The sequence below is a fragment of the Nocardiopsis chromatogenes YIM 90109 genome (genome assembly GCF_000341185.1).
GTDB classification, from domain to species: domain Bacteria; phylum Actinomycetota; class Actinomycetes; order Streptosporangiales; family Streptosporangiaceae; genus Nocardiopsis_A; species Nocardiopsis_A chromatogenes.
Genome location: NZ_ANBH01000163.1, coordinates 60,115 through 71,939 on the forward strand (window position 1 = coordinate 60,115; position 11,825 = coordinate 71,939).

Consider the following 11,825-nt stretch of genomic DNA (forward strand, 5'->3'; position numbering starts at 1 on the left):
TCATTCCCCGCTCCCCCTCCATGTTGTCACTGGTCATCAGGATTTCAATGGTCTAGACCAATGGTTCAGGAAGGGTAGACGTTCCCCTTGGTCGAAAGAAAAGGGACGGGGTCGCGGGATGCAGGCGATCGGCGTGGTCAGGGACGCTTGAGAGCACGGTAGCAGGCGGCGGCCGCCGCGCCGGGGCCCAGGCCCCCGAAAAAGACCACTGCCCCCTGTGCCGCACCCCACATTTCTACCTGTAGGTAACCTACGGCACCGTAGGTAGAGTCGGTCCCGGGCCGCCCCCCCGCGGCGCCGCCGAACTGCGCCGCCGCCTCCTGGGCCCCGTCCCCACCCGAGGAAGAAGGCACGCCGTGACCGCACGATCCGCCCCCTCCGAGCCCGGGGGGCCGCAGCCGCCGCGCACCGGCCCGGCAGAGCTGCTGCGGTCGGTCAAACCCAAGCTGCGCGGCTGGCTGCACCTGGGCACCGCACCGCCCGCACTGGCCGCGGGCATCGTGCTGACCGTCCTGGCGCCCACCACCGCCGCGCGGATCTGCGCCGCGGTCTACGCGCTGGCCTCGGTGCTGCTGTTCGGCACCTCGGCCGTCTACCACGTGGGCCGCTGGTCCTCCCGTGCGGTGGCGGTGCTGCGCCGCATGGACCACGCCAACATCTACCTGATCATCGCCGGGACCTACACGCCGTTCGTGGTGCTGGTCCTCGACGGCCCGCTGCGCACCGCGATGACCGTGCTGATCTGGGGCGGCGCGGTGGCCGGGGTGCTGTTCAAGATGTTCTGGCTGAACGCTCCGCGCTGGCTGTCCACCGCGCTCTACCTGGCCATCGGCTGGGTGGCGGTGCTCTTCATCCCCCAGCTCGTGCAGGGCATGCACCCGGCCGCCTGGATCCTGGTGCTGGCCGGGGGCCTGCTCTACAGCGCCGGGGCCGTCGTCTACGGCGCCAAGCGGCCCGACCCCGCCCCGCGCTGGTTCGGGTTCCACGAGGTGTTCCACTCGCTGACCATCGCCGCCTACGTCTGCCACTACATCGCGGTGTCGATGGTCGTCTACACCCAGGCGTGAACCGCCTCCCCGGTGGGACGTGTTCTCGCCGGACCGGTCACGCACGGAATCACGATTCGCTTACACGGACGGGCACGGAGGCGGATACCTCTTACCCGACGGCGCATATCGGGCTAGCGTGAGAACAGGTTCTCCTGGACGTGTGCGCCGGGGAGCCCGCAGCGGAGGCGGCCGGAGACCATATCCCCCCGGGTCCGGCCGCCTCTCTTCTGCCCTCTTCGCCCTTGTACGNCGCTCGAACAGGTAGGTCTCCACCCGGTCCAGCGAGACGCGCTCCTGGGCCATGGTGTCCCGCTCGCGCACCGTCACGGCGTCGTCCTCAAGGGTGTCGAAGTCGACGGTGACGCAGAACGGGGTGCCGATCTCGTCCTGGCGGCGGTAGCGGCGGCCGATGGCGCCGGCGTCGTCGAACTCGGTGTTCCACCGCTTGCGCAGGCGTGCGGCCAGGTCGCGGGCCTTGGGCGACAGGTCGGAGTTGCGCGACAGCGGCAGCACCGCGGCCTTGACCGGCGACAGGCGCGGGTCCAGCGCCATGACCGAGCGCTTCTCCATCTTGCCCTTGGCGTTGGGCGCCTCGTCCTCCCGGTAGGCGTCGAGCATGAACATCAGCATCGCGCGGTCGACACCGGCCGCCGGCTCGATGACGTAGGGGACGTAGCGCTCGTTGCTCTCCTGGTCGAAGAAGGACAGGTCGGCGCCGGACTTCTCCGAGTGGGTGCTCAGGTCGTAGTCGGTGCGGTTGGCGACGCCCTCCAGCTCGCCCCACTCCCCGCCCTGGAAGTTGAAGCGGTACTCGATGTCGACCGTGCGCTTGGAGTAGTGCGAGAGCTTCTCCTGCGGGTGCTCGTAGAGCCGCAGGTTGTCCTTGCCCACACCCAGGTCGAGGTACCACTGCATGCGCTGGTCGATCCAGTACTGGTGCCAGTCCTCGTCCTCGCCCGGCTTGACGAAGAACTCCATCTCCATCTGCTCGAACTCGCGCGTGCGGAAGATGAAGTTGCCCGGGGTGATCTCGTTGCGGAAGGACTTGCCGATCTGGCCGATGCCGAACGGGACCTTCTTGCGGGCGCTCTGCTGCACGTTGAGGTAGTTGATGAAGATGCCCTGCGCGGTCTCGGGGCGCAGGAAGGCCAGGCCGGACTCGTCCTGGACCGGGCCCAGGTAGGTGCGCAGCAGGCCGTTGAACATCTTCGGCTCGGTGAAGGAGCTCTTGGCGCCGCAGTTGGGGCAGGCGATGTCGGCCAGGCCGTTCTCCGGCTCGCGGCCGTGCTTCTCCTCGTAGGCCTCGATGAGGTGGTCGGCACGGAAGCGCTTGTGGCAGGACTGGCACTCGGTCAGCGGGTCCACGAAGGCCTGCACGTGGCCGGAGGCCTCCCACACCTCGCGGGCGAGGATGACGCTGGAGTCCAGGCCGACGATGTCGTCGCGCTCCTGGACCATCGACCTCCACCACTGCCGCTTGATGTTCTGCTTCAGCTCCACACCCAGCGGGCCGTAGTCCCAAGAGGCGCGCAGACCGCCGTAGATCTCACTGGAGGGGTACACCAGCCCCCTGCGCTTCGCGAGGTTGACGAGCTTGTCCATTGCCTCAGACTTGGCGGCCATGTTCTCTCTGACTCTCCATCCGGCTGGCGGTCGGCGGATCGCGCGTCGGCGATTCGGTGGCGTGCGGTCGGGGCCGGCCCTGCGGGCGGGCCCCGGGACCGGTGAGTGCGGGCGCCGTCACCGGCGCCCCGCTTCCCCCGACGATACGCGGGAGCGACGGCCCCTGCGACCGTTTCAGCCGCCCCCGGGCGTGGGGACGTTCACGATCTCGTAGGCCGTCGGCTCGTCCCTGGCCTGGGAGAGCAGCGGCACCGCGGCCATGCGCACCTCGAAGTCGGACAGGGCGCGGCGGTAGTACCCGGCGCCCTCCCATTCGGTGACCACGGTCCACAGCTCCGGGTCGTCGGCGGCGCGGCCCACGCGCGAGCCGAGGAACCCGGGGCGGGCGCCCAGCACGCGCAGCGCTTCGGCGGCACGCGCGCGGAAGTCCTCGACCTGCCCGGCAGGGACGGTGTAACGGGTGATGACGATCACCGCTCCATCATCCCACCGCCGCGGCGGCGCCCGGTCCGGCCGCCGGGGTGGTGTACTGGTCTAGACCGCATCCCGCACAGGAGGAGGCGCCCGCCGTGGCCGAACCCGCCGTTCCGCGCACCGACACCGACACGGTCCCCGACACCGGCCCGGAGCCCCCCGGCGCCCTGGCCTTCGAGATCGTGGTGGAGGGCGCCGCCGGGGCACGCACCGCCCAGCGCGCCGGGGCCGACCGCGTCGAGCTGGTCTCGGCCCTGGTCGACGGGGGCCTGACCCCCAGCATCGGCACCGTCGAGTCGGTCCTGGAGGCCGCCCCGGACATCGCGGTCTTCCCCATCGTCCGGCCGCGTGGGGGCGACTTCGTCTACGACTCCGGCGAGCTGGACGCCATGGAGCGCGACGTGCGGGCGTTCGCCCGCGCCGGGGCGCACGGCGTGGTGCTGGGCGTGCTGACCCCCGACGGGGAGGTCGACCGGGAGGCGATGAAGCGGCTGCTGTCCGCCGCCGAGGACATGGGAACCACCTTCCACCGGGCGTTCGACGTGTGCGCCGACCCGGTGGGCACCTTGGAGGCGCTGGTCGGCATGGGGGTGGACCGGGTACTGACCTCGGGGCAGCAGGCGAGCGCCCCGGAGGGCGCCGAGCTGATCGCCGAGCTCGTGCGGCGCGCGGCCGGGCGGATCGCGGTGATGCCCGGGGGCGGCGTGCGCGACGGCAACGCCGCCGAGCTGGTCGCCCGCACCGGGGCGCGGGAGCTGCACTTCTCGGCGATGGACACGGTCCCCTCCCCCGTGCGCCACCGCAACCCGCGGGTGCGGATGGGCGGGGGGACGGTGCCCCCTGAGGACGTGCGCACGGTGAACTCGGCCGAGAAGATCGTCCGGGTGATGCGCGCGGCGCGCGCGGCCGTGGCGCCCTGACGCGTACACGGCGGGGCGCGGCGGGCCCGGAGCCCGCCNGGTCAGTCCTTGCCGAAGACCCGGTCGACGACGCGGGCCGCCGCCCCGCCGTCGTCCAGCGGGCAGAACTGCTCGGTGAAGGCCCGGTACTTGTCCGCACCGGCCTCGGCCACCGCGTCGATGTCCCGCAGCGCCGCGATGACCTCGTCGGACTCGGTCAGCAGCGGTCCCGGCGCGGTCTCCTCGAAGTCGAAGTAGAACCCGCGCAGGTTGTCCCGGTAGCTCTCGATGTCGTAGGTGAAGAAGAGCATCGGGCGCCCGGTGTTGGCGAAGTCGAACATCATCGACGAGTAGTCGGTGACGAGCACGTCGGTGATCAGGAACAGTTCCATGATCTCCGGGTAGAGCGAGACGTCGTAGACGAAGTCCTCGCCCACGATCGGCACGCTGTCCACCACCCGCGGGTGGCGCCGCACCAGCAGCACGTGGTCGTCGCCGAGCTTCTCGTACATCCGGCGCAGGTCCAGGTGCAGGTCGAGCTTGTGCTTGCCGCGCGTGTAGTACTTGTCGTCGCGCCAGGTGGGTGCGTAGAGCACCACCTTCTTGCCCTCGGGCAGACCCAGCGCGCGGCGGGTCCGGGCGGCGATCTCCTCCCGGTCGGGGGCGAAGAAGATGTCGTTGCGCGGGTAGCCGGTCTCCAGGATCTCCCCCTCGAACCGGAAGGCGCGGCGCAGGATGGGCGTCGCCCACGGGCTGGGCGAGACCAGGTAGTCCCACTGCCGGGTCTCCCACGCCAGCTTCTCGTGGTAGTCGCGGGACTTGCCGCGGATGTTCTCGATGTCGAAGCCGATGCGCTTGAGCATCGACCCGTGCCAGGTCTGCACCACCACCTGGTCGGGGCGGCGGGTGAACCAGGCCGGCTGGCGGGAGTTGGTGACGATGTAGCGGGAGCGGGCCAGCGCCTCGTAGAAGTCGCGGCCGTTGTGCCGCACCGGCTCCAGGTCCTCCGGCAGGTTCACCTGCCCGTCCTTGACCAGCCAGGACATCGGGTAGTCGGCCCACCGCCCGCCGCGGCGGCGCAGCTCGGCGCAGATGCTCTGCGGGCTGTCGGAGTACTGGCGGCCCGTGTAGCTGTCGAAGAGCACGCCCTCGCGCACCGGCTCGCGGCGCAGCGCCGGGTAGACCTCCTCGCGCAGCGTGCGCTGGGCGAAGGAGCCGCGCTCCTCCGGGCGCAGGTCGCTGTCCACCCGCAGCACCGGGGTGTCGAAGCCGGAGTCGGCGAAGGTGTAGCCGCGCTCGCCGGTGTCCATCCGCAGCGGGAGGTCGCGCACCAGGTCCGGGTCGATCTCGGCGCCGACGTCGCGGGTGGTGCCGTCGTCCAGCGCCACCCGCGCCCACAGCTGGAAGGTTCCGGCGGGCAGCGGGAGCGTGCCCGAGAGGGTCGCGATGGCGGAGGGGTTCAGGCGCGCGGTGAAGGAGGCGCCGTCGCGCTCCAGGGCCACCCGGTGCTCCTCGTCGCGGCCGCGCGCCTTGAATACCAGCTCGGTGTCGGAGGCGGCGCCGTAGTGCCCGGTGAGCACCAGGTCCCTGTCCTCCCAGCGGGCGCCGCGCACGACGGGGTGCGCCCACCCGGCGCGCAGCCGCAGGTGGCCGGTCCCGGTGCGCTGCACGGCGACCTCGTGGCGGCCGTCGCCCACCGGGTGGGTGGGGGTTCCGGCCTCGTCCGGCAGCACCAGCGGCAGGGCGGTGCCGTCGGGGGCGGCCAGGGCGGCCGTCCAGCGCTCCTGGCGCAGCAGGCCCGGCCCCTCGTCGACGGCCCCGGCCAGCAGGTCGGCCACGGGCACCCGGACGGTGAAGCCGCCGTCGGCGGCCTCCAGCGGGTACTCCAGGCGGGCGGTGCCGGGGGCGCGGGTCAGGCGCAGGGCGGTGCAGGAGGCGGCGGGCGGGGAGACGTACTCGCCGCGCAGCGCCAGCACCGGGCCGCCCGGGGCGTCCTCCAGCCCCTGCCCGATCACACGGGCCCGCACCGGGGCGACGGTCAGGGACAGGTGGCGGTCGCGGTCCCATTCGGGGCGCAGCCACACGTCGCCGGTGATGCGGCGGTAGGGCGGGCGCTCGGCGGGGCCGGACACCGGGTTGGCGACGATCCGGCGGCGCACCAGGCCGCGGTTGACCACCACCAGCTCCAGCTTCCAGGAGGTGGCGCGCCACTTGCCCGCCAGCCGCAGCCGCGCCGGGTCCACGGTGATCTCGAAGCCGCCGTAGTCGTGGCGGGGGGGGGCGGGGGCGGGNGCACGTCGGGCAGCCGGTATTCGGCGGCGCGCAGCACCTTGACCGGCACGGGGATGCGGCGGCCGGTGTCGGAGTTGACGGCGAAGGCCACGAGCTGCTGCTGCCAGCGGCGGCCGGGGCGCAGGTTGAGCACGCCCACGCGGCCGCCGACGACGAGCCTGCCGCCGCGCCACTCCACCCGCTCGGTCTTCTGCCGGACCTTCAGCTCCGACTGCAGCCGGTAGACCTCGCGCGGCACCCCGGCGGCGGCGTCCTCGAAGAAGGGGTAGCGCACGAAGTAGTGCAGGCCGCGGCGGACCACCGGGGCCTTCTTCAGCTCCACGCTCTTCTGGAAGGTGACGGCCTCCAGGAGGCGGTCCAGGTCGCGGCGGCGCACCAGGTGGAGGTTGAGGCGGTGCAGCGGGGCCAGCCCGTCCACCACCGACGGGGCGGTCCCGGACAGGTGGTCGGCGACCAGGTCGAGGAAGCGGGTGCGGCCCTCGTCGTCGGCGTCGTCGAGCGCGAGCAGGACCGAGCGCACGTCGTTGCGGAGCGCGTGGGCGTCCCACAGGTCGCGGTCGGAGGCCGACAGCGAGGTGGAGAGCGCGGCGACGGCGCGCAGGCGGCGGTCGAGCACGGCGGTGTCGCTCAGCGGCGGCCCCTCTGCCCGGTCGCGGCGCAGCAGCACGGGCGCGGGGAGCACGTCGACGGCGGCGGCGGCGAAGAGCGCGTGCACCGCGGCCAGGTCCTCGTCGGCGTCGTCCAGGCCGAGGTCGGGCAGGGACTCCCAGAAGTCGCGGCGCCAGAGCTTGTTGCCGAACAGGCGGTCGCGCAGCAGCGAGGAGGTGGCGTGCACGTCGACACCGGTGCGGGGCTTGGCGAAGATCTTGCGGTGCTGCGACGAGGGCCGGGCGCCCAGGTCGTTGAAGCGGTACACGTTGCCCGCGGCGACCTGGGAGCCGGAGGCGTCCAGGGAGTCGGCGAGGTAGGACAGGGCGTAGCCGGGCAGGGTGTCGCCGCCGTCGAGGAACATCAGCAGGTCGCCGGAGGAGGCGGCCGCCCCGGCGGCGCGGGCCGCCGCCCGCCGGGCGGCGGGCTCGCGGACCAGCACGGCGGCGGTGCCCTCGGGCGGGGCGGCGGCGAACTCCTCGGCGGCGGCCAGCCCCTCCTCCCGGACGGGGCCGATCGCCTCGCCGTCCTCGCCCTCGGAGGGCTCGGAGGGCTCGGAGGGCTCCGCGGCCTCGGCGCCGTCCTCCTCCCGGTCGTCCTCGGCCGCGGCGGAGTCGTCGGCGGCGGTCTCGCCCACGGCGGACTCCTCGGCCCGGTCCTGCCGGCGGGCGTCCTCCCCGCGGTCGGCGGCCCGCTCCCCCGAGGCCAAGGGGACCAGGACGATCTCCAGGTCGCGGCCGCCTGTGCTGTGCCCCGACAGGGAGTCCAGAGTGGGGCGCAGATGCGGCTCGGTGACGTCGAAAGCGACGATGACGCTGAGCTTCGGCACGGAAAAACAGTCTCCCGGTTGGTCTTCTGCGGAGCGGGCGCGGCGGGGACGCGGGGGGCGACGCCGACGGAAGGCGCGGTCCGCGCGGTCGGCGCTCACCGGGCCGGCGTTCGCCGGACTACTCTATGGCGGGACGCGTGAACGTCCGGTAAGGATCATGCGTCGCCGCTGTTCCCCTCCTGACGATGCATCCTAGCGAGGGCCGGACAGTAGGCTTCCCACGCAGGGACGGCGAATGTGCGGAGGGTGCGCGTGGCGGCCAAGCGCGACGACGGGTTCCGGCGGGCGGGGCGCCCGCTGCCGAAGGGCGAGTCCTTCTTCACTCCCGGCGCGGGACCGCTGCGCCGGAGCATCGAACAGGCCAGCGCGGTTCCGCTGGTGTGGCTGCACCAGGCGCCGCGGTGGATCCTCCCGGTGGCGATGGCGGCCGTGTTCATCGCGGGCCTGCTGCTGGCGGGCCCGCTGGGCGGGGTGCTGCTGGTGGCGCTGGCGGCGTTCATCGGCTGGCTGGCCTTCCTGGCCTGGCCGAGCCTGCGGTCGGGCGAGCGGATGATGCGCGTCGTGGTGGTGGCGGGCCTGGCGGCCATGGGCGTCATCCAGGCGGTGGCCTGAGGCGCGTTCCCTCGGGCGACGGAGCGGGCCCGGCGCGGGTGCGCTCCCCCCTTCCCCTCCCGTCGCGCGTGGTGTAGGGTGCCCCGTCATTTTGACAATCGTTTTCGTTTTCGGCACCATGGGGCAGTGACCGCAGAAACCGTCGCGGAGCGCGCCGGGGCCGGGAGCGGCCCGGGGTCCGCGCCTCCCGCGTTCCTCGTCCGGGACGCCGTCGTCGCCTATGACCGCGTGCCCGTCCTGCACGGCGTCGACCTGACCGTCCCCCGGGGCCAGGTGCTCGCCATCCTCGGCCCCAACGGCTCGGGCAAGTCCACCCTGATGAAGGCGATGCTGGGCATCGTCCCGCTGGCCTCGGGCCGTGTGGAGGTGCACGGCACCCCGCTGCGCCGGTTCCGCGACTGGGGTCGGATCGGCTACGTGCCGCAGCGGCTGACCGCCGGGGGCGGCGTGCCCGCCACCGTGCGCGAGGTGGTCGCCTCCGGGCAGATCGCCCGGCGGCGCCGGCTGCGCTGGTCCACACCCTCCGACCGGGCCGCCGTGGACGAGGCCCTGGACGCCCTCGACCTGGCCGGGATGGCCCGCTCTTCGGTCCACGAGCTCTCCGGCGGCCAGCAGCAGCGCGTGCTCATCGCCCGCGCCCTGGCCGCCCGCCCGGACACCTTCGTCATGGACGAGCCCATGGCCGGTGTCGACGCCGAGAACCAGCGGGCCCTCGCCTCGGCCATCACCGCCCTGCGCGAGCGCGGCTCCACCATCGTGCTGGTCCTGCACGAGAGCGGCCCGCTGGAGCCGCTGCTGGAACGCGGCGTGGTCCTCTCCGGCGGCCGGGTGGTCCACGACGGCCCGGTGCCGCGCCCCTCCGGCGCGTGCGCCCGGCCCGGCCACGACCACGTCCACCCGCACGCCGACGCCGCCGTGCCGTCCACCCTGCCCGAGTTCGAGGTGCCCCGCCGTGACTGAGATGCTCCAGTACGACTTCATGCAGCGCGCGCTCATCGCCGCCGCGCTGGTGGGGCTGGTGGCACCGGTCATCGGGGTGTTCCTGGTACAGCGGCGCCTGGCGCTGCTCGGCGACGGCATCGGCCACGTCGCGCTGACCGGCGTGGCCCTGGGCTACCTGACGCAGACCTCGCCGCTGCTGGTGGCGCTGGCGGTGTCGGTGGTGGGGGCCGCCGCCATCGAGCTGATCCGGGTGCGGGCCCGCACCGGCGGCGACGTGGCCCTGGCCCTGCTCTTCTACGGCGGCATCGCCGGGGGCGTGCTGCTGATCGGGCTGGCGCCCGGCGCCAACAGCGCGACGCTGACCGGTTTCCTGTTCGGGTCGGTCAGCAGCGTCGGCGAGGAGGACGTCGCGGTGGTGGTCGCCCTGGCCGCCGTGGTGCTCGCGGTCATCGGCTTCTTCTGGCGGGAGCTGTTCGTGCTCTGCCAGGACGAGGAGACCGCCCGCGCCTCGGGGCTGCCGGTTCGGCTGCTCAGCCTGGTGATCGCGGTCACCGCCGCGCTGACCGTGGTGGTCTCCATGCGGGTCGTGGGCGTCCTCATGGTCAGCGCGCTGATGGTGGTCCCGGTGGCCGCCGCCCAGCAGCTGGCGCGCAGCTTCCGGGTGACCGCCCTGCTCGCGATGGCGATCGGCCTGCTGTGCTCGCTGGGCGGGCTGACCGGCGCGTTCTACGTCGACGTGGCGCCGGGCGCGGCGATCGTGCTGCTGGCGCTGGCGGTCTTCGCCGCGGCGGTGGCGGCGGGGTACTCCCTGCGGGCCGCGACCGGGCGCGCGCGGGTGCGCACGGGCGGGCCGTCCCCTGGTCCGGACGATCCGGGTACGGTCGGTACGATGCCCCAGACCGAACGGGGGAGCGTATCCAGGTGAGTACACGACGCGAGGCCGTCAAGCAGGCCTTGAACGAGGCCAGCGGGTTCCGCAGCGCGCAGGACCTCTATGCCGACCTGCGCGCCGAGGGGTCGAAGATCGGCCTGACCACCGTCTACCGGGCCCTGCAGGCGCTCAGTGACTCCGGCGAGGTGGACGTCCTGCGCACCGACGAGGGCGAGGCCGTCTACCGTGCCTGCGCGAGCGACTCCCACCACCACCATCTGGTCTGCCGCGGGTGCGGCAGGGCCGTGGAGGTGGAGGGCCCCGCGGTGGAGAAGTGGGCCGAGGCGGTGGGCGCCAAGCACGGGTTCACCGACGTGACGCACACCGTCGAGGTCTTCGGTACCTGCGCCGACTGCTCGGCGCGGGTCAACTGACGCGGCGGTCGGCCCGACCCAGCGGCCGACCGCGAGGAAGCGACGCCGGGGGGCGTGCTCCCGATGGGAGCACGCCCCCGTGTGTATCCGGCCGCGCTGCGGTACTAGGGGGTGCGGCGGGGCGCCGACGATCCGCGCCCGCCGCAGCGGAGGGGTTCCAGGTCGGGGCGCTTGGGGGAGAGCCCGTCGCCGGAGGAGCGGCCGGTCAGGCGCCGCCCGATCCACGGCACCAGGAACTCCCGCGCCCAGTGCAGGTCCTCCTGGCGGGCCGAGCGCCAGTCCTTCGGGGGCTCCGGCGGCCAGGGCGCGTCCCAGCCCGCCTCGACCTCGAGGCCGACCAGTTCGGCCGTGCGCAGCGCCAGGCGCCGGTGGCCCTCCGGCGACAGGTGCAGGCGGTCCCAGCTCCAGGCCCGCGGGTCCTGCAGCATCCGCATCGCCCACAGGTCGACCACGGTGCAGCCGTGCCGGTCGGCGACGGCCCGCACGTGCATGTTGTAGGTGGCCACCTTGCCGCGCAGGTGCCGCATGACCGGCTGGAACCCGGTGTCCATGCCGGTGAACACCACCACGTGCGCCCCGGTGGCGCTCAATCGCTGGACCGCGCCCTCGAAGATCTCGGCGACCTGGTCGGGATCGCTCCCGGGGCGGATGATGTCGTTGCCGCCCGCGCACAGGGTGACCAGGTCCGGGCGCAGCTCGACGGCGCGCGGGAGCTGGTCGCGCACGATCTGGCGGATGAGCTTGCCGCGCACCGCCAGGTTGGCGTAGCGCACCTCCGGCACCGCCTCGGCCAGGTGCTCCGCCAGCCGGTCGGCCCAGCCGCGGAACCGCCCGTCGGGGGTGCGGTCGCTGTCCGGATAGGGATCGTCCAGGCCCTCGGTGAAGCTGTCACCGAGAGCCACATAGGAGATGATGTCCTGCCCCGTGTCCAAGCCGCTCATGGGTCGATGATGCCCCGCGGACCCCTGGTTACGCGACAGTAGGTTACGGTTCTGATCAGTTTTGTAACGGCCGTCACGGTCCCGTGCACATCGGGCGGTCACTCCGCGTCACTGGTCGGCGGGGGCCTGCGGGCGCAGCGGGAGCGCGTCGGGCCGCTTGGGCCGCACACCGTCGCCCGAGGAGCGGCCGGTCAGGCGCCGCCCGATCCAC

At 73.3% G+C, this 11,825-nt stretch carries 8 protein-coding genes and 2 pseudogenes; 6 read left to right on the top strand and 4 right to left on the bottom strand.

What is annotated here, in order from left to right:
- The first annotated feature begins 356 nt into the window (after positions 1-356).
- Positions 357-1,067, top strand: coding sequence for a PAQR family membrane homeostasis protein TrhA (trhA, locus tag D476_RS0117165; RefSeq protein ID WP_017625164.1), 711 nt, complete (start codon positions 357-359; stop codon positions 1,065-1,067).
- A gap of 234 nt (positions 1,068-1,301) precedes the next feature.
- Here the strand turns inward: trhA and D476_RS0117170 are convergent.
- Together D476_RS0117170 and D476_RS0117175 are read right to left on the bottom strand one after the other, a co-directional pair.
- Positions 1,302-2,672: pseudogene (locus tag D476_RS0117170) on the bottom strand (glycine--tRNA ligase); the annotation flags it as partial.
- A 174-nt stretch (positions 2,673-2,846) separates the two neighbouring features.
- Positions 2,847-3,146, bottom strand: a complete 300-nt coding sequence (locus D476_RS0117175; protein ID WP_017625166.1) for an antibiotic biosynthesis monooxygenase family protein — start codon at positions 3,144-3,146, stop codon at positions 2,847-2,849.
- A 95-nt stretch (positions 3,147-3,241) separates the two neighbouring features.
- Here D476_RS0117175 and D476_RS0117180 point away from each other — a divergent pair, with 95 nt between their 5' ends.
- Entirely contained in the window at positions 3,242-4,066 is an 825-nt protein-coding gene (locus tag D476_RS0117180) for a copper homeostasis protein CutC (RefSeq protein ID WP_017625167.1), read from the top strand.
- Positions 4,067-4,107: 41 nt separating this feature from the next.
- Here D476_RS0117180 and D476_RS33605 read toward each other — a convergent pair.
- Positions 4,108-7,814: pseudogene (locus D476_RS33605) on the bottom strand (CDP-glycerol glycerophosphotransferase family protein).
- Positions 7,815-8,066: 252 nt separating this feature from the next.
- On the opposite strand from D476_RS33605, the gene D476_RS0117190 reads away from it, so the two are divergent.
- The 4 genes from D476_RS0117190 (at position 8,067) to D476_RS0117205 (ending at position 10,673) form a co-directional block, all read left to right on the top strand.
- A complete protein-coding gene (locus tag D476_RS0117190; protein WP_017625168.1) occupies positions 8,067-8,426 on the top strand; it encodes a DUF6703 family protein in 360 nt (119 codons plus the stop codon).
- A gap of 126 nt (positions 8,427-8,552) precedes the next feature.
- The gene (locus tag D476_RS0117195) at positions 8,553-9,386 is read left to right on the top strand and encodes a metal ABC transporter ATP-binding protein (protein WP_017625169.1); all 834 of its coding nucleotides are present in this window, start codon (positions 8,553-8,555) and stop codon (positions 9,384-9,386) included.
- On the top strand, positions 9,379-10,293 hold the full coding sequence (locus D476_RS0117200) for a metal ABC transporter permease (RefSeq protein ID WP_017625170.1): 915 nt from the start codon (positions 9,379-9,381) through the stop codon (positions 10,291-10,293). Before D476_RS0117195 ends, D476_RS0117200 begins: the two co-directional genes overlap by 8 nt.
- Positions 10,290-10,673, top strand: a complete 384-nt coding sequence (locus D476_RS0117205) for a Fur family transcriptional regulator (RefSeq protein WP_026123586.1) — start codon at positions 10,290-10,292, stop codon at positions 10,671-10,673. Before D476_RS0117200 ends, D476_RS0117205 begins: the two co-directional genes overlap by 4 nt.
- Positions 10,674-10,777: 104 nt before the next feature.
- On the opposite strand, the gene D476_RS33610 is transcribed toward D476_RS0117205, so the two are convergent.
- Positions 10,778-11,614: an SGNH/GDSL hydrolase family protein gene (locus tag D476_RS33610; RefSeq protein ID WP_040726534.1), complete on the bottom strand. Its 837-nt coding sequence runs from the start codon at positions 11,612-11,614 to the stop codon at positions 10,778-10,780.
- Positions 11,615-11,825 lie beyond the last annotated feature (211 nt).